The following is a 17,874-nucleotide window of genomic DNA, read 5'->3' on the forward strand; positions in this document are numbered from 1 at the left end:
AGGGGGCGGACCGGCCCGGGCAGTTCCCGCCCGCAGTGATAGAAAGGGCTTCCTCCCACACCCGAAGCCGAAGGTATGCGCTGATGACCGAGCCGCCCCAGCCGCCGAACCAGCCGCCTAACCCTTCCGGTTACGGGCACCTGCCCGGGCCCCCGCAGCCCGGTTACGGGTTCCCGCCGCAAGGCGAGAACCCGTACGCGCAGCAGCCCCAGCAGCCCCCGCAGCAGCCCCAGCCGCAGGGCCCGTACGGCCAGCAGCCGCAGGGTCCGTACGGTCAGCAGCCGCCCGGGGGTCACGGCTTCCCGCCGCCGCCCCCGCACACGGCTCCCGGCTTCCCCGGCGGGCCCGGCATGCCGCCGGCGCCGCCCGGCGGGCCGAAGAAGAAGAACCTCGCCGTGCTGATCGCGGCCGCCGTGGCCGGCGTCCTCGTCCTGGGCACCGGCGGCTACTTCCTCTTCTCCGGAGACGGCAAGGGCAACGACAAGGTCATCGGGCAGGACACCACGCCGCCGCCCGTCGACGGCAAGGCCTCGCCCTCCGCCTCCGTGGACAAGGGCGACGGCAGCGGCAACGGAGGTGAGGAGGAAGAGGACCTCAACGCCGGCCGCAAGCAGGGCGAGAGCAAGGTCCTCTGGCTCAAGACCAGCAAGATCGACGGCCCCGGCCCGGGCGTCGACTCCAAGGGGCAGTGGATCGTCGGGGACACCGTCGTCAAGACCGTCTGGAAGTCGGTCACCGGCTACGGCGTCAAGGACGGCAAGGAGAAGTGGACCCTCACCCTCCCCGCCGTGATCTGCGGGGTCACCGACATGACCGAGGACGGCAAGACCGTCGTCATGTACGAGAACGGCGACTCCAGCGGCGCCGACTGCAACATGATGCGGATGATCGACCTCAAGACCGGCAAGGAGGGATGGACGAAGGAGGTGCCGAAGGAAAACCTCTTCGACATCATGACCTCCCCGGACCTCGCCCTCACCGGTGACGCCCTCGTCGTCAACCGGACGGGCACGAGCAGCGCGTTCAAGGTCAGCACCGGGGACAAGCTCTTCACCAACAAGCGGGACCAGGGCTGCCAGCCCGGCGACTTCATCGCGATGAACGGGAAGATGCTCGCCGTCGCGACGTGCAACGACGCGGACAAGACCGTCCAGGTCATGGACGCCGACCCGGCCACCGGCAAGAACACCTGGATCTACAAGCTCCCCAAGGGCTTCGACGTCGAGAACGTCTACTCGCTCGACCCGATCGTCCTGGACCTCGGCAACGGCGAGAGCAAGGAGCGCTCCATCGTGGTCCTCGGACCCGACGGCAAGCAGCGCGCCACCGTCGCCGGCGAAGGCAGCTTCCCGGTCGGCTGCGGCGGCCTCTTCAGCTTCAACCGCTCGCTCCAGAGCTGCGGTTCCTCCTACGTGGACGCGAACACCCTCTACCTGCCCACCAAGGCCGACATCGGCAAGGCGAACGAGATCGTCGCCTTCGACCTCGGCACCGGCAAGGTGAAGTGGCGCACCCCGGCGGGCGAGGGACGCACCCTCACCCCGCTGAAGGCGGCGGGCGGCCAGGTCGTCGTCTACCGCGAGGCGGAGAGCGAGAAGGGCGGCGAGGTCCTCACGATCCCGGCCGCCGGAGGCACGCCCACCGCGGTCCTGCGCAACCCGTCCGGCGCCGCGGCCCCGGTGGAGAGCTCCTTCTACTCCCCGAACGTGGACTACGTGGACGGCCGGCTGTTCATCTCGTCCTCCCACCTGGAGGCCAAGAACAAGAGCGAGAAGTTCCTGATGGTCTTCGGCAAGTGAGAGCCCGCCCCACCGCGCACGAGCAGTCCGCCGAGCAGTCCGCCGAACCGCCCACCGAGAGGCAGTAGCACCGATGAGTACCCCGCCGCCCCCCAGCCAGCCGCCGTCCGGCGGGTTCGGCGCGCCCAAGGACCAGCCGCCCGGCGGGTTCGGCGGGCCGCCGCCGGTGCCCCCGCAGACGCCCCCGGCCATGCCGGCCGGCCCCCCGCCGCCGCCTCCGGCCATGCCGCCGACGGTCCCGGCCGGGCCGCCCGCCGGTCCGCCCGCGGGGCAGGCCTCGTACGGCTATCCACAGGAGTCCTACGGCTACCCGCAGCAGCAGCCGCAGCCCGTCACCGCGCCCATGTACGCGGCCCCGAGCCCGGCGGCGCCCGCCGGCGGCGGCAACGACGTCCGTAACCAGCTGATGATCGTCGGCGCGGCCCTCCTGGCCATCGTCCTCATCGTCGGCGGCGGCTTCTGGTACGTCGGCGACGACAAGGGCTCCGCCGACCCGGCCGTGGCCGACGGCGGCGCGAGCCCCGGCACCGGCGGCGACAAGGCACCGGGCGGCGGCGGCACCGAGAAGGTGCCGGCCAAGACCAAGTCGAAGACCCTGGTCAACCTCCCGATGCCGGAGTCGAACGAGATCGTCCGGATCCCCGGCTCCTGGCTCACCGACACCACCTACGCCAAGTCCGACATGGGCAAGATCGTCGGCTACAACGTGGCCGACGGCGCCAAGAAGTGGGAGATCCCGCTCGGCGCCAACGTCTGCGCCGCGAGCCGCTGGGTCTCGGACAACAAGACGGCGATCCTCTTCGACGCGGCCCTGCCGACGGCCGAGAAGAAGTACCAGCCGTGCAACCAGGTCGGCGTCATCGACCTGAACTCCGGCAAGCTCCTGTGGAAGGCCGGCACCAAGGTCCAGGGCGGCGGCGAGAAGCCCATCGAGTTCATGGAGGTGACCGTCAGCGGCCAGACCGTGGCCGCAGGCGGACTGAACGGCGGCTCCGCCTGGAACCTCGCCGACGGCAAGCCCCTGTGGACGCCCAAGGCCGGCGCGGACGACTGCGAGGACCAGGGCTACGGCGGCGGCCCGGCCCTCGCCGTGATCCGCCGCTGCGGCCCGTACGGGAGCGCCTCCTCGGTGTCCGCCCAGTCCCTCGACCCGGTCACCGGCGCACAGAAGTCCTCGTACAAGCTGCCCCCGGGTGTGGAGGACGCCCTGATCGTCTCCACCAAGCCGCTGATCGTCGCGGCGAACATCAACGACACCGCCAAGAACGCCATCGGGGTCAGCGACCTCTTCGTCCTCGACGACGGGGGCCAGCTCAAGACCCGCATCCCGCTCACCTCGGGCAACTACAACCCCGAGTGCGGCACCAAGGTCGAGGACTGCGTCAACATGGTCGTCGGCAACGGCAAGCTCTACCTGCCGACCCAGGAGCACCAGGGCGGCTCGACCGACTACGGCCGCACCAACGAGATCGTCTCCTTCGACCTGGAGACCGGCAAGCTGACCACCGACCGCGCCGACGCCGGCGAGCGCTACAGCATCTACCCGCTGCGCATGGACGGGTCCAACCTCATCGCCTTCAAGGTCCCGCCCTACGACGGCGGCGGCCAGGTCGTCTCCATCGACGGCAAGACGATGAAGGAGACCCTGCTGATGCAGAACCCGGCGACCAAGGAATCGCAGCGCGCCGAGACCCAGTTCCTGCCGGATTCCGCCGAGTTCCTCTACGGCAACGGGAGGTACTTCATCGCCCGCACCGCCGTGCACCGCAAGTCCACCGTGTCCAGCGACCCGTACTACAACTTCGTCTCCTTCACGACGGGCTGACCGGCGGCGGCACCCGCGCAGCACGTCAGGAAAGCCCCGGGGAAAGCCCTGGGGAAAGCCCCGAAGCCCCCGGAAGGTCCGTCCTTCCGGGGGCTTCTGCGCGGTTACCGCACCGCGCCGTCGAACAAGCGTGTAGCTTGCCGGGTCAGAAGGGCGGGGGTGGGTGCCTCAATGGGCGTACGGGTCATGGTGGTCGACGAGCACCGGCTGCTGGCCGAGGCGCTCGCCTCGGCCCTGAAACTGCGCGGCCACCGGGTGCTGGCGGCCGCCGCGCCGGCCGCGGGCGCCGCCGAACTGGTCATCAGCCGCGCCCCGGAGGTCTGCCTGCTGGGCACGGCCACGCCCGCCGAGCCCGGGGTCTTCGAGCCGATCGTCCGGATCAAGCGGGAGCGCCCGCAGATCGCCGTGGTCGTGCTCGGCCCGGTACCCAGCCCGCGCGGGATCGCCGCCGCCTTCGCGGCCGGCGCCTCGGGGTACGTACGCCACGACGAGCGGATCGAGGGCGTGGAGCGGGCCCTGGCCAAGGCGCGGGCGGGGGAAGTGGCCATCTCGCCACAGCTGTTGCAGGGGGCCTTCGCGGAACTGCTCAATCCCGCCGCCCAGCCCGACGACGAGGGCAGCCGGCTGCTGCGGCTGCTCACCCCGCGCGAGGTGGAGGTGCTCGTCCGGGTCGCCGAGGGCGAGGACACCCGGCTCATCGCCGCCGGCATGGCCATCGCGCCGAGCACCGCGCGCACGCACGTCCAGCGGGTCCTGATGAAGCTGGGGGTGGGCTCGCGGCTGGAGGCGGCCGCGCTGGCCGCCCGTACGGGTCTGCTGGACCGGGCCGGACCGCCGCCGTCCGGGGGCGCCGGGCCCTGAGCGGGGCCGGGCCGGATTTCCCCGGCGGCGCGGATTCCGGTATGCCGGTCACCAGCACGCGCACGGTGCGTGCGTTTCCCGGCGAGAGGCAGTAGGCACGTGAGCGAGACGGCGTCTTCCCAAGCTTCCAAGACTTCCCAGTGCTCCAAGTACTTGGTCACCGGCGGAGCCGGATACGTGGGCGGGGTGGTCGCGGCCCACCTCCTCCAGGCGGGTCACGAGGTCACCGTCCTCGACGACCTCTCCACCGGCTTCCGTTCGGGGGTGCCGGCCGGCGCCGCGTTCATCGAGGGCCGCATCCAGGACGCCGCCGAGCACCTGGACCCCTCCTACGACGGGGTCCTGCACTTCGCGGCCTCCTCACAGGTCGGCGAGTCCGTGGTGAATCCCGGCAAGTACTGGGAGAACAACGTCGGCGGCACCCTGGCCCTGCTGGCGGCGATGCGCGGGGCGGGCGTGCGCCAGCTGGTGTTCTCCTCCACCGCGGCCACCTACGGGGAGCCCGGCGACGGGCCGCTGACCGAGTCCTCGGTGACCGCCCCCACCAACCCGTACGGGGCCTCGAAGCTGGCCGTCGACCACATGATCGCGGGGGAGTGCGCGGCGCACGGCCTCGCGGCGGTCTCGCTGCGCTACTTCAACGTGGCGGGCGCCTACGGGCAGTTCGGCGAGCTGCACGACCCCGAGACCCACCTGATCCCGCTGGTCCTGCAAGTGGCCCTCGGCGAGCGGGAGTCGATCTCGGTGTTCGGCGAGGACTACCCCACCCCGGACGGCACCTGCGTGCGGGACTACATCCACGTCGCCGACCTGGCCGAGGCCCACCTGGCCGCGCTCCGGGTCGCCGCCGAGGGGGAACACCTGGTGTGCAACCTCGGCAACGGCAGCGGGTTTTCGGTCCGAGAGGTCATCGAGACCGTCCGCAAGGTCACCGGGAAGGAGATTCCCGAGGTGGTGGCGCCCCGCCGGGCGGGGGACCCGGCCTTCCTCGTCGCCTCCGCCCGCAGGGCCCACGAGCGGCTCGGCTGGACCCCGACCCGCTCGGACCTCACCGGCATCGTGACCGACGCCTGGAACTTCACCCGCGCCCGGCGCGGCTGAGCCCGTCGGCAGCCACCGGCAGCCACCGGTGCAGTGCGCACCGGCAGCCCCTGGCCCACGCGCCCCCGCCCCGATCAGGGCGGGGGCGTGCGTGCGTTCGGGGCGCGCCGTTCCCGGGCGCTGCGCGCGGGCGCCCGGCGTGCGCACGCCGAGTGAAATACCCCCCGTGCAACTGCCCGTGGCACGCGGTCGGGTGGAACGGGCCACCGCCCCGGTGGCATGCGGTCGATTTCAAGCCACCTCGGAGCGGTTCCGGAAGCGCCTCGCCGGAAAATCGCTCGGAAAACTTCTGCAATTCGGCCAACCACGAGCCGACCCCGGCCCTACGCTGATGCGTGACACCGGTGGGGGCCGGTGTTGATTCAGGGGTCGAGACAAGTCGGGTACGACGTCCGGTCCGGGGTAGTGCAGAGATGTCACGGCGGCGGCCGAGGCGCCTGCGGATCACCCGGTCCGGGCGTCGTACCCGCAGTCGTCCGTTCCCCGACCCTTGGGGGTTTTGTGGTCCGTATCCGGGTACTCGTGGTCGACGATCACCGCATCTTCGCCGAATCTCTCGCCGCCGCGCTCGCGGCCGAACCGGACGTGGACGTCTCCGCGGCCGGCAGCGGCCCCGCCGCGCTGCGCTGCCTCGAACGCGCGGTGGCCGAAGGGCGCCGCTTCGACGTGCTGCTGGTCGACGCCGACCTGGCCGCCGTGCCCGCGGGCGTCCCCGCCCAGCGGGAGTCCGGTTCCGCCCCGTCCGCCGCCGACGGGATCGCGCTGGTGGCAGGCGTACGGGTGTCCCATCCCGCGGTCCGTACGGTGGTCCTCGCCGAGCGCGACGACGCACGCCGTGCCGCGCTCGCGCTCCAGGCGGGAGCCTCGGGCTGGGTGGCCAAGGACTGCTCGCTCTCGCGGCTCCTGGCCGTCGTCCGCGGAGTCCTGCGCGAGGAGACGCACCTTCCGCCCGCGCTGCTCACCGGAGTTCTCCGCGAGCTGACCGCGGCGCGCAAGCACCGTACCGACAGCGAACGGCTGGTGGAGTCCCTCACGCCCAGGGAGCACGAGGTGCTGCGCTGCATGGTGGCGGGGCTGGGCCGCAAGGACGTGGCCGCGCGGCTGTTCCTCTCCCCGCACACGGTCCGCACCCACATGCAGAACGTGCTGGGCAAGCTGGGCGTGCACTCCACGCTCGCGGCGGTCGCCCTGGCCCGGCGGGCCGGCGTGCGCCCCGCGGACCTGCCCGGACTGCCGGGGCAGGGACTAGCCGGGGATGTTGTCGAACGGAGCGGTCAACTGGCGTAGCAGCCCGGCGAGATCGCCGCGCTGCGTACGCGAGAGCTGGGCCAGGATCGCCCGTTCCTGGGCCAGCAGCCCGGCGAGCGCCTGGTCGGCGCGGTCACGGCCCTCGGGGCTGAGGCGCACGAGGACCCCCCGGCGGTCGTTGGGGTCCGGCAGCCGTTCGACGAGGCCCTTCTTGGCGAGCCGGTCGATGCGGTTGGTCATGGTCCCCGAGGTCACCAGGGTCTGCGTCAGCAACTGGCCGGGGGAAAGCTGGTAGGGCGCGCCCGCCCGCCGCAGCGAGGTCAGGACGTCGAACTCCCACGGCTCCAGGCCGTGCTCGGAAAAGGCCAGCCGGCGGGCACGGTCGAGGTGCCGCGCGAGCCTGCTGACGCGGCTGAGTACCTCGAGCGGTTCCACGTCGAGGTCAGGGCGTTCCCGCCGCCATGCCGCGACCAGTCGGTCGACCTCGTCCTCCATGCCGATCAGTGTAAAGGGTCTGTCGATGTGAAGTCTCTTTAAATCGAGCATCTCGTTATCAAGTATCTTGACGTCGAGATATATTTTCCGCCACCATGGGGCATGGAGGGGGCCGGAGCAGCTTCCGATTCCGACCGTACTGCCAGCAAGGAGGCTCGAACATGCATTCCGATACCGCGCCGGCCAGGACCCCCGCGTCGACATCCCCCACGGGTGGAGCACCCGCCGCGCCCGCCGCGCCCACCTGGGACCCGCAGCAGTACCTCAGGCACGCCGGCCACCGGGCCAGGCCCTTCCTCGACCTCCTCGCCCGGATACCCGAGCTCCCCTCCCGGGCCGCCCGCATCGCCGACCTCGGCTGCGGCCCGGGCAACGTCACCGCGCTCCTCTCGGACCGCTGGCCCGAGGCCCACATCACCGGCTACGACCTCTCCCCGGAGATGCTCCACCGGGCCGACGCCGAGTACGCCGGTCCCACCGGTGGCGGGGGCAAGCTCGACTTCCGCCACGGAAACCTGGCCGACTGGCTCCCGGAGGAGCCGTACGACCTGATCGTCTCCAACGCCGCCTTCCAGTGGGTCCCCGGCCACGCCGGATCCTTCGCCCCCTGGATCAACGGACTGCGCCCCGGCGGCACCTTCGCGTTCCAGATCCCCGGCAACTTCACCGCCCCCAGCCACCGGATCCTCGCCGACCTGTGCGACACCCCGCGCTGGCGCGGCCGGCTCGCCGGACACGGAGCCCGCTACATCCACATCCTCGAACCCTCCGGATACCTGGAGCGCTTCACCGAGCTCGGCTGCGCCGCCGACGTGTGGGAGACCACCTACCACCAGCTGCTCCAGGGCCCCGATCCCGTACTGGACTGGGTGAAGGGCACCGCCCTGCGGCCCGTGCTCACCGCGCTGGCCGATGACGAGGAGGCCGTCGAGGCCTTCCTCGCCGAGTACCGCACGCTGCTGCGCGCGGCCTATCCCACGGGTCCCCGCGGCACCGTCTTCCCGTTCCGCCGGATCTTCGCCGTCGCCCGCAGGGAGGCCTGAGCATGCTCGCCGGAGTCGACCACGTCCAGCTCGCCGCCCCGCCCGGCTCGGAGGACCGGCTCCGCGCCTATTACACCGAGGTCCTCGGCATGACCGAGATCCCCAAACCGCCCCTGCTCGCGGCGCGCGGCGGCTGCTGGTTCGCCGCCGGGCCGGTCCAGCTCCACCTGGGCATCGAGGAGGACTTCCGCCCCGCCCGCAAGGCGCACCCGGGACTCAGGGTCGAGGGCATCGAGGCCTACGCGGACAGGCTCCGGTCGCGCGGCGCCACCGTCGTCTGGGACGACGGCCTGCCGGGACACCGCCGCTTCTACTCGCAGGACCCGGTCGGGAACCGGATCGAGTTCTTGGAGAAGCACAGCTTGGAGAAGCACAGCTTGGAGAAGCACGTCTGATGCTCTGATGTCACACACGACGGCGCCCCGCCACCGGATCTCCGGTGACGGGGCGCCGTCGTGCGCACACGCGGTACGGGGGCTCACTTCTTGCGGTGGCCCACCAGTCGCGGCTTCGCCTCCAGGTTCTCCAGCCCGTGCCAGGACAGGTTCACCAGGTGCGCCGCCACCTCGGCCTTCTTCGGCTGGCGCGTCTCCAGCCACCATTGCCCGGTCAGCGCGACCATTCCGACCAGCGCCTGCGCGTACAGCGGGGCCAGCTTCGGATCGAAGCCGCGGGCCTTGAACTCCAGGCCCAGGATGTCCTCGACCTGCGTGGCGATATCGCTGATCAGCGAGGCGAAGGTGCCCGTCGACTGGGCCACGGGGGAGTCGCGGACCAGGATCCGGAAACCGTCCGTGTAGTTCTCGATGTAGTCCAGGAGCGCGAACGCCGCCTGCTCCAGGAGCTCCCGCGGGTGCCCGGCCGTCAGCGCGCCCGTCACCCCGTCCAGCAGCTGGCGCATCTCGCGGTCCACGACGACCGCGTAGAGACCCTCCTTGCCGCCGAAGTGCTCGTAGACCACCGGCTTGGAGACTCCGGCCTTCGCCGCGATCTCCTCCACCGACGTGCCCTCGAACCCCTTCTCGGCGAACAGGGTGCGGCCGATGTCCAGCAGTTGCTGACGCCGTTCGGCGCCCGTCATCCGGACCCGGCGGGTGCGCCTGGGCTTCTCGCTGCTGGAACTGCTGCCGTCGTTTCCCACGCCCCCCATCATGCCGCGTTCGACACTTCTTCCTTGCGTCGGGCGTCGATCCGGGCCTCCGAGGGCCAGCGGACGTCGGACGCCCAGCCCAGCTGTTCGAACCAGCGGATCAGCCGCGCACTGGAGTCGACCTGGCCGCGCAGCACACCGTGCCGGGCCGAGGTCGGGTCGGCGTGGTGCAGGTTGTGCCAGGACTCGCCGCAGGACAGCACCGCGAGCCACCACACGTTGCCGGAGCGGTCGCGGGACTTGAAGGGACGCTTGCCCACCGCGTGGCAGATCGAGTTGATCGACCACGTCACGTGGTGCAGCAGCGCGACCCGGACCAGCGAGCCCCAGAAGAACGCGGTGAAGGCGCCCCACCACGACATGGTCACCAGACCGCCCACCAGCGGGGGCAGCGCCAGCGAGAACATCGTCCAGAAGATGAAGTCGCGCGAGATGCGGCGGATCGCCGGGTCCTTGATCAGGTCCGGGGCGTACTTCTGCTGGTCGGTCTGCTCCTCGTCGAAGAGCCACCCGATGTGCGCCCACCACAGGCCCTTCATCAGGGCCGGCAGCGTCTCGCCGAAGCGCCACGGCGAATGCGGGTCGCCCTCGTGGTCGGAGTACTTGTGGTGCTTGCGGTGGTCGGCCACCCAGCGCACCAGCGGCCCCTCGACCGCCATCGACCCCATGACCGCCAGGGCGATGCGCAGCGGCCGCTTCGCCTTGAAGGAGCCGTGCGTGAAGTAGCGGTGGAAGCCGATGGTGATGCCGTGGCAGGCGAGGAAGTACATGAACACCATCAGGCCCACGTCCAGCCAGCTCACCCCCCAGCCCCAGGCGAGCGGAAGGGCCACCAGCAGGGCGAGGAAGGGGACGGTGATGAACAGCAGCAGCGCGATCTGCTCGACCGACCGCTTGTTCTCACCGCCGAGGGTCGCGGACGGCACGGACGCGCCGGAAGACGCCGAGGCGTCCTCGATCACGTCGGGACTGATGGTCATAGGTGTGTCCCCTGAGGGTGAGGGAGTCGGCAGGCGCGCCGCCCGGCCACACGTCCCTACGGGTGCGTAACCTACGGCAACGTAAGTATGGCAAAGGTCCCCCGCGCGGCAAGAGGAGCGCGCCCGGTACCGGTATGCGCGGGGCCCGCGCACCGCGTCGCGCTCCCCGTCCCGCGGTGCTTCGGTCCCTGCCCCGGGACGCCCGCCGCCGGGCCGATCGGCCCGCGCCGCGGGGCCGTCGTCCCGCCTGGTGACACAGGGACCTGGTCACCGGTACGGGCCACCTATCCTGGTGTCGTCGGACAGCGCGGTCCGCACGGGCAGCCCGAGCTGCGCATCAGGAGCGGTGGCACCGCCGGACGAAGGTCCGGGCGGGCACCACCGCGCGCAACCGGAGCCCACCTCCCAGTAGCGCTCGAAACACTGCAAGGAGCCGCACCTGTGAGCAGTGCCGACCAGGCCCACTCGACCACCGCCCCGGCGACGTCCCCCGCCGGCGCCGCCAACGCCGAGCTGCGCGCGGACATCCGCCGCCTCGGCGACCTCCTCGGCGAGACCCTCGTACGTCAGGAGGGCCAGGACCTCCTCGACCTGGTCGAACGCGTCCGAGCCCTCACGCGCACCGACGGCATCGCGGCCGCCGAGCTGCTCGGCGACACCGACCTGGAGACCGCCGCCAAGCTGGTGCGCGCCTTCTCCACCTACTTCCACCTCGCCAACGTCACCGAGCAGGTGCACCGCGGCAAGGAGCTGCGCGCCCACCGCGCCGCCGAGGGGGGCCTGCTGGCCCGCACCGCCGACATGCTCAAGGACGCGGACCCCGAGCACCTGCGCGAGACGGTGAAGAACCTCAACGTCCGCCCCGTCTTCACCGCGCACCCCACCGAAGCGGCCCGCCGCAGCGTCCTCAACAAGCTGCGCCGCATCGCGGCCCTCCTGGAGGAGCCCGTCTCGGGCGCCGGCGAGCGACGCCGCCACGACCTGCGCCTCGCGGAGAACATCGACCTCGTCTGGCAGACCGACGAACTGCGCGTGGTCCGCCCCGAGCCCGCCGACGAGGCCCGCAACGCGATCTACTACCTCGACGAGCTGCACGCCGGCGCCGTCGGCGACGTCCTCGAGGACCTGGCCGCCGAGCTCCAGCGCGTCGGCATCGAGATCCCGGCCGGCACCCGCCCGCTCACCTTCGGCACCTGGATCGGCGGCGACCGCGACGGCAACCCCAACGTCACGCCCGACGTGACCCGGGACGTGCTGATCCTCCAGCACGAGCACGGCATCACCGACGCCCTGGAACTCATCGACTTCCTGCGCGGACTGCTGTCGAACTCCATCCGCTACACCGGTGCCACCGAGGAGCTCCTGACCTCCCTCCAGGCCGACCTGGAGCGCCTCCCGGAGATCAGCCCGCGCTACAAGCGGCTGAACGCCGAGGAGCCGTACCGCCTCAAGGCCACCTGCATCCGGCAGAAGCTCCTCAACACCCGCGAGCGCCTCGCCAAGGGCACCCCGCACGAGGAAGGCCGCGACTACCTCGGCACCGCCGAGCTGCTCACCGACCTCACCCTCATCCAGACCTCCCTGCGCGAGCACCGCGGCGCGCTCTTCGCCGACGGCCGCATGGACCGCACCATCCGCACGCTGGCCGCCTTCGGCCTCCAGCTCGCCACGATGGACGTGCGCGAGCACGCGGACGCCCACCACCACGCGCTGGGCCAGCTCTTCGACCGGCTCGGCGAGGAGTCCTGGCGCTACGCGGACATGCCCCGCGACTACCGCGGCCGCCTCCTGGCCAAGGAGCTGCGCTCGCGCCGCCCGCTGGCGCCCACCCCGGCCCCGCTCGACGCGGCCGGCCAGAAGACCCTCGGCGTGTTCGGCGCCATCAAGGACGCCTTCGAGAAGTTCGGTCCCGAGGTCATCGAGTCCTACATCATCTCGATGTGCCAGGGCGCCGACGACGTCTTCGCCGCCGCCGTCCTCGCCCGCGAGGCCGGTCTCATCGACCTGCACGGCGGCTGGGCCAAGATCGGCATCGTGCCGCTCCTGGAGACCACCGACGAGCTCAAGGCCGCCGACGTCATCCTCGACGAGATGCTCGCCGATCCCTCCTACCGGCGCCTGGTCTCGCTGCGCGGCGACGTGCAGGAGGTCATGCTCGGCTACTCCGACTCCTCCAAGTTCGGCGGCATCACCACCTCCCAGTGGGAGATCCACCGCGCCCAGCGCCGGCTGCGCGACGTGGCCCACCGCTACGGCGTGCGCCTGCGCCTCTTCCACGGCCGCGGCGGCACCGTCGGCCGTGGCGGCGGCCCCTCGCACGACGCGATCCTCGCGCAGCCCTGGGGCACCCTGGAGGGCGAGATCAAGGTCACCGAGCAGGGCGAGGTCATCTCCGACAAGTACCTCGTACCGTCGCTGGCCCGCGAGAACCTGGAGCTGACCGTCGCGGCCACCCTCCAGGCCTCCGCCCTGCACACCGCCCCGCGCCAGTCCGACGAGGACCTGGCCCGCTGGGACGCGGCCATGGACACCGTCTCGGACGCCGCGCACGACGCGTACCGCGCGCTCGTCGAGGACCCGGACCTGCCGGCGTACTTCTTCAAGGCCACCCCCGTGGACCAGCTCGCCGACCTGCACCTGGGCTCGCGCCCCTCGCGCCGCCCCGACTCGGGCGCCGGCCTCGACGGCCTGCGCGCCATCCCGTGGGTCTTCGGCTGGACCCAGTCCCGCCAGATCGTCCCCGGCTGGTACGGGGTCGGCTCGGGCCTGAAGGCCCTGCGCGAGGCGGGCCAGGGCGACGCGCTGACCGAGATGGGCGAGCGCTGGCACTTCTTCCGCAACTTCCTGTCCAACGTCGAGATGACGCTGGCCAAGACGGACCTGCGGATCGCCCGCCACTACGTCGACACCCTGGTGCCCGACGAGCTCAAGCACGTGTTCGCCCGCATCGAGGCCGAGCACGAGCTGACCGTCCGTGAGGTCCTGCGGATCACCGGGGGCGAGAAGCTCCTCGACTCCAACCCGGTCCTCCAGCAGACCTTCTCGGTCCGTGACGCCTACCTGGACCCGATCTCCTACCTCCAGGTCTCCCTGCTGGCCCGCCAGCGGGCGGCCGCCGAGCGCGGCGAGGAGGCGGACCCGATCCTGTCCCGGGCGCTGCTCCTGACCGTCAACGGCGTCGCGGCCGGTCTGCGCAACACCGGCTGAGGTTTCGTACGGCACGGCAGAGGGCCCGCACACCGGACGGTGTGCGGGCCCTCCGCGCGTGCTTCTGGCTGTTGGCCCTCCAGCTGTTGGCCCCTCTAACTGTTGGCCCCTCTAACTGTTGTACGTGGACTGCGCGCGCTCCAGGCCCTCCTGGATGAGGCACTCCACGGCGTCCGCCGAACGGTCGACGAACCAGTCCAGCTCCTTGCGCTCCGTGGAGGAGAAGTCCTTCAGGACGAAGTCCGCGACCTGCATCCGGCCGGGCGGGCGGCCGATGCCGCAGCGCACCCGGTGGTAGTCGGGGCCCATCGACTTCGTCATCGACTTGAGGCCGTTGTGGCCGTTGTCCCCGCCGCCCAGCTTCAGCCGGAGCGTCGGGTAGTCGATGTCCAGCTCGTCGTGGACCGCGACGATCCGGTCCAGCGGCACCTTGTAGAAGTCCCGCAGCGCCGTCACCGGGCCGCCGGACAGGTTCATGAACGACATGGGCTTGGCCAGCACCACGCGCCGGTTCAGCGGTCCCGGCGGGCCCATCCGGCCCTCGACCACCTGGGCGCGGGCCTTGTGCGCCTTGAACTTGCCGCGCATCCGGTCCGCCAGCAGGTCGGCGACCATGAAACCGATGTTGTGGCGGTTGCCCGCGTACTCCGCACCCGGGTTCCCGAGACCCACGATCAGCCAGGGCGCCGCGTCGTCCGACATCAAAAGCTCCTTATACGAAGACGACCGCCGTCCCGCTCCAGTGGAGCCGGACGGCGGTCGTTCAGCAAGTGCTGAGGGTGAGCGGTGAGGCTCAGGCCTCGGAGCCCTCGGCGGCCGGCTCCTCGGTGCCCGCACCGATGACCTGCAGGACGGCGATGTCGCCGTCGACGGCCAGCGTGGTGCCGGCCGGCAGGACCAGGTCGGAGGCGGTGATGGTGGCACCGGCCTCCAGGCCCGCGATCGAGACGGTGACCTCGGTCGGGATGTGGGTGGCCTCGGCCTCGACGGAGATGGTGTTCTGGAGGGTCTCCAGCATGTTGCCGCCCGGGGCCAGCTCGCCCTCGGTGACGATCGCGACGTCGACGGTGACCTTCTCGCCCTTCTTGACGATCAGGAAGTCGACGTGGGAGATCGAGCGCTTCAGCGGGTGCTTCTGAACGGCCTTCGGGATGACCAGCTCGGTGCCGGCGCCCTCGATGTCCAGGGAGAGCAGGACGTTCGGGGTGCGCAGCGCCAGCTGGAGCGCGTGGGCGTCCACGTTGACGTGCTTCGGGTCGGTGCCGTGGCCGTAGATGACCGCAGGGGTCAGGGCGTCGCGGCGGGCCTGGCGGGCAGAGCCCTTGCCGAAGTTTTCGCGGACCTTCGCGGCAAGCTTGATCTCGGACATGCTCACTCCTCGTGGGGTGACGGAAATGGACGACAGTCACCCGGCCGGAACACGGCCTGCTACGAAGAGCGCGTCGATAACGGAGCATCCATACCCGTGAAAACGGGAACGGCCTCCCTCGCCGAGCAACTCAAGGAGTGTACCCGGCGGGGAGGCCGTACCCAAAAACGATCTCACGCACAGAGGTCGTGCTTACTGCTGCTCTTCGAACAGGCTGGTGACCGAGCCGTCCTCGAAGACCTCGCGCACGGCGCGGGCGATCATCGGGGCGATGGAGAGCACCGTGATCTTGTCGAGCTCCAGGTCGGACGGGTCCGGCAGGGTGTTCGTGAACACGAACTCGCTGACCTTGGAGTTCTTCAGGCGGTCGGCGGCCGGGCCCGACAGGATGCCGTGCGTGGCCGTCACGATGACGTCCTCGGCGCCGTGCGCGAAGAGCGCGTCGGCGGCGGCGCAGATGGTGCCACCCGTGTCGATCATGTCGTCGACCAGGACGCAGACGCGGCCCTTGACCTCGCCGACGACCTCGTGGACGGTCACCTGGTTGGCGACGTCCTTGTCGCGGCGCTTGTGCACGATCGCCAGGGGGGCGTCCAGGCGGTCGCACCAGCGGTCGGCGACGCGTACGCGGCCGGCGTCCGGGGAGACGATCGTCAGCTTGGAGCGGTCAACCTTGGCGCCGACGTAGTCCGCGAGGACCGACAGGGCCGAAAGGTGGTCGACCGGGCCGTCGAAGAAGCCCTGGATCTGGTCGGTGTGCAGATCGACCGTGAGGATGCGGTCCGCACCGGCGGTCTTCAGCAGGTCCGCGACCAGGCGGGCCGAGATCGGCTCGCGGCCCTTGTGCTTCTTGTCCTGGCGGGCGTACCCGTAGGACGGGACGATCACGGTGATGGAGCGTGCCGACGCGCGCTTGAGCGCGTCGATCATGATCAGCTGCTCCATGATCCACTTGTTGATCGGAGCCGTGTGGCTCTGGATCAGGAAGCAGTCCGCGCCACGCGCCGACTCCTGGAAGCGGACGTAGATCTCGCCGTTCGCGAAGTCGAAAGCCTTGGTCGGCACGAGGCCGACACCGAGCTGGTGCGCGACCTCCTCGGCCAGCTCGGGGTGGGCGCGGCCGGAGAAGAGCATCAGCTTCTTCTCGCCGGTCGTCTTGATCCCGGTCACAGCACTGTCTCCTCAGACGTGGGAAAGCTGCTCGCCCCCATGTGCGTCCGTCCCGCACACGGTGAGCCAGCCGAATTGCGTTCACCTATCACGGTACGCCGTATCGGGCGTAGCCGTTTCCGGTCAGTTCACCTCAGCGTTCGGCGGAGTCCTCGCGGACCGCCGACTGAGCCGCTGTCGCGGCGGCACTTCCCGGACGCTTGCGGGCCACCCAACCCTCGATATTCCGCTGCTGGCCACGGGCCACGGCCAGGGCGCCGGGCGGCACGTCCTTCGTGATCACGGAGCCGGCGGCGGTGTAGGCGCCGTCCCCGATGGTGACGGGAGCCACAAACATGTTGTCCGAACCCGTCTTGCAGTGTGAGCCGACGGTCGTGTGGTGCTTGTGCTCACCGTCGTAGTTCACGAACACGCTGGCCGCGCCGATGTTCGTGTACTCGCCGATCGTCGCGTCGCCGACGTAGGACAGGTGCGGGACCTTGGTGCCCTCGCCGATCGTGGCGTTCTTCATCTCCACGTACGTGCCCGCCTTGGCCTTCGCGCCCAGGTTGGTGCCCGGACGCAGGTACGCGAAGGGGCCGACGCTCGCCGAGGGGCCGACGACGGCGGTGTCCGCCACGGTGTTGTCCACCCGGGCGCCGGCGCCGACGTGGGTGTCCTTCAGGCGGGTGTTGGGGCCGACCTCGGCCAGCTCGGCCACGTGGGTGGTGCCGAGCAGCTGGGTGCCGGGGTGCACGATCGCGTCCTGGCCGAAAGTCACCGTCACGTCGACGAGCGTGCTCGCCGGGTCGACGATCGTCACGCCGGCGAGCATGGCGCGCTCCAGCAGGCGGGCGTTCAGCAGGGCGCGGGCCTCGGCGAGCTGGACCCGGTTGTTGATCCCGAGGATCTGCCGGTGGTCCGCGCCCACGGCCGCGCCGACCCGGTGGCCGGCCTCGCGCAGGATGCCGAGCACGTCGGTGAGGTACTCCTCGCCCTGGCTGTTGTCGGTGCGGACCTTGCCGAGGGCGTCGGCGAGGAGGGCGCCGTCGAAGGCGAAGACCCCGGAGTTGATCTCGGCGATGGCGCGCTGGGCGTCGGTGGCGTCCTTGTGCTCGACGATGGCGGTGACCGCCCCGTCGGCGCCGCGGATGATCCGGCCGTACCCGGTGGAGTCGGGGACCTCGGCGGTCAGCACGGTGACGGCGTTGCCGTCGGCCTCGTGCGTGGCCGTCAGCGCGGCCAGGGTCTCGCCGGTCAGCAGCGGGGTGTCGCCGCAGACGACGACCACGGTGCCGGCGGGACGGTCGGCGCCGAGCTCTTCGAGGGCCATCCGGACGGCGTGCCCGGTGCCGTTCTGCTCGTACTGGACCGCGGTGCGGACGTCGGCGTCGATCGCGGCGAGGTGCGCGGTGACCTGCTCGCGGGCGTGCCCGACGACGACGACGAGGTGGGTGGGGTCCAGCTCGCGGGAGGCGGCGACGACGTGACCGACGAGCGAGCGCCCGCTGATCTCGTGCAGAACCTTGGGTGTGGCCGACTTCATGCGGGTGCCTTCACCCGCTGCGAGTACGACGACGGCTGCCGGGCGGTTGGCGCTCACGGGTGTGCCCTTCGGCTTCGGGTGGTGGACCCGTGAAGGATACC

15 protein-coding genes are annotated in these 17,874 nt (G+C 71.1%); 8 read left to right on the forward strand and 7 right to left on the reverse strand.

Annotation, left to right across the window (positions count from 1 at the left end; all coding sequences use genetic code 11):
• Nucleotides 1-83: 83 nt before the first annotated feature.
• The 5 genes from OG730_RS25060 to OG730_RS25080 all read left to right on the forward strand — a co-directional run bounded on the left by OG730_RS25060 (nucleotide 84) and on the right by OG730_RS25080 (nucleotide 6,873).
• Nucleotides 84-1,799 carry an outer membrane protein assembly factor BamB family protein gene (locus OG730_RS25060; protein ID WP_327306355.1) on the forward strand — a complete coding sequence of 572 codons (1,716 nt, stop codon included), beginning with the start codon at nucleotides 84-86 and terminating at the stop codon, nucleotides 1,797-1,799.
• Nucleotides 1,800-1,872: 73 nt separating this feature from the next.
• Nucleotides 1,873-3,624, forward strand: a complete 1,752-nt coding sequence (locus OG730_RS25065; RefSeq protein ID WP_327306356.1) for a hypothetical protein — start codon at nucleotides 1,873-1,875, stop codon at nucleotides 3,622-3,624.
• Nucleotides 3,625-3,795: 171 nt separating this feature from the next.
• Nucleotides 3,796-4,485, forward strand: a complete 690-nt coding sequence (locus tag OG730_RS25070) for a response regulator transcription factor (protein ID WP_327309407.1) — start codon at nucleotides 3,796-3,798, stop codon at nucleotides 4,483-4,485.
• Between the two features lie 99 nt (nucleotides 4,486-4,584).
• Entirely contained in the window at nucleotides 4,585-5,586 is a 1,002-nt protein-coding gene (galE, locus tag OG730_RS25075; RefSeq protein ID WP_327306357.1) for a UDP-glucose 4-epimerase GalE, read from the forward strand.
• 501 nt (nucleotides 5,587-6,087) lie between these two features.
• On the forward strand, nucleotides 6,088-6,873 hold the full coding sequence (locus tag OG730_RS25080) for a response regulator transcription factor (RefSeq protein ID WP_327306358.1): 786 nt from the start codon (nucleotides 6,088-6,090) through the stop codon (nucleotides 6,871-6,873).
• Here the strand turns inward: OG730_RS25080 and OG730_RS25085 are convergent.
• Nucleotides 6,832-7,329, reverse strand: coding sequence for a MarR family winged helix-turn-helix transcriptional regulator (locus tag OG730_RS25085; protein ID WP_243335294.1), 498 nt, complete (start codon nucleotides 7,327-7,329; stop codon nucleotides 6,832-6,834). The two genes, OG730_RS25080 and OG730_RS25085, sit on opposite strands and share 42 nt — an antisense overlap.
• Nucleotides 7,330-7,490: 161 nt before the next feature.
• On the opposite strand from OG730_RS25085, the gene OG730_RS25090 reads away from it, so the two are divergent.
• Nucleotides 7,491-8,372, forward strand: coding sequence for a trans-aconitate 2-methyltransferase (locus OG730_RS25090; protein ID WP_327306359.1), 882 nt, complete (start codon nucleotides 7,491-7,493; stop codon nucleotides 8,370-8,372).
• Between the two features lie 2 nt (nucleotides 8,373-8,374).
• Nucleotides 8,375-8,767 carry a VOC family protein gene (locus tag OG730_RS25095; protein WP_327306360.1) on the forward strand — a complete coding sequence of 131 codons (393 nt, stop codon included), beginning with the start codon at nucleotides 8,375-8,377 and terminating at the stop codon, nucleotides 8,765-8,767.
• An 83-nt stretch (nucleotides 8,768-8,850) separates the two neighbouring features.
• Here the strand turns inward: OG730_RS25095 and OG730_RS25100 are convergent, their stop codons facing one another.
• Both OG730_RS25100 and OG730_RS25105 read right to left on the reverse strand, forming a co-directional pair.
• The gene (locus OG730_RS25100; RefSeq protein ID WP_266881878.1) at nucleotides 8,851-9,522 is read right to left on the reverse strand and encodes a TetR/AcrR family transcriptional regulator; all 672 of its coding nucleotides are present in this window, start codon (nucleotides 9,520-9,522) and stop codon (nucleotides 8,851-8,853) included.
• Nucleotides 9,522-10,502 carry an acyl-CoA desaturase gene (locus tag OG730_RS25105; RefSeq protein ID WP_327306361.1) on the reverse strand — a complete coding sequence of 327 codons (981 nt, stop codon included), beginning with the start codon at nucleotides 10,500-10,502 and terminating at the stop codon, nucleotides 9,522-9,524. The genes OG730_RS25100 and OG730_RS25105 overlap by 1 nt, the downstream gene beginning before the upstream one ends.
• A 441-nt stretch (nucleotides 10,503-10,943) precedes the next feature.
• Here OG730_RS25105 and ppc point away from each other — a divergent pair, with 441 nt between their 5' ends.
• Entirely contained in the window at nucleotides 10,944-13,709 is a 2,766-nt protein-coding gene (gene ppc / locus OG730_RS25110) for a phosphoenolpyruvate carboxylase (protein ID WP_442815006.1), read from the forward strand.
• Between the two features lie 111 nt (nucleotides 13,710-13,820).
• Here ppc and pth read toward each other — a convergent pair whose 3' ends face one another.
• The 4 genes from pth to glmU form a co-directional block, all read right to left on the reverse strand.
• Nucleotides 13,821-14,411: an aminoacyl-tRNA hydrolase gene (pth, locus tag OG730_RS25115; RefSeq protein WP_327306362.1), complete on the reverse strand. Its 591-nt coding sequence runs from the start codon at nucleotides 14,409-14,411 to the stop codon at nucleotides 13,821-13,823.
• Between the two features lie 91 nt (nucleotides 14,412-14,502).
• A complete protein-coding gene (locus tag OG730_RS25120) occupies nucleotides 14,503-15,078 on the reverse strand; it encodes a 50S ribosomal protein L25/general stress protein Ctc (protein ID WP_327306363.1) in 576 nt (191 codons plus the stop codon).
• A gap of 192 nt (nucleotides 15,079-15,270) precedes the next feature.
• Nucleotides 15,271-16,248: a ribose-phosphate diphosphokinase gene (locus tag OG730_RS25125; RefSeq protein ID WP_112451977.1), complete on the reverse strand. Its 978-nt coding sequence runs from the start codon at nucleotides 16,246-16,248 to the stop codon at nucleotides 15,271-15,273.
• Nucleotides 16,249-16,381: 133 nt separating this feature from the next.
• Nucleotides 16,382-17,830: a bifunctional UDP-N-acetylglucosamine diphosphorylase/glucosamine-1-phosphate N-acetyltransferase GlmU gene (glmU, locus tag OG730_RS25130; protein WP_327306364.1), complete on the reverse strand. Its 1,449-nt coding sequence runs from the start codon at nucleotides 17,828-17,830 to the stop codon at nucleotides 16,382-16,384.
• Nucleotides 17,831-17,874: the final 44 nt, after the last annotated feature.

This window comes from Streptomyces sp. NBC_01298, assembly GCF_035978755.1.
In the GTDB taxonomy this organism is placed as follows: domain Bacteria; phylum Actinomycetota; class Actinomycetes; order Streptomycetales; family Streptomycetaceae; genus Streptomyces.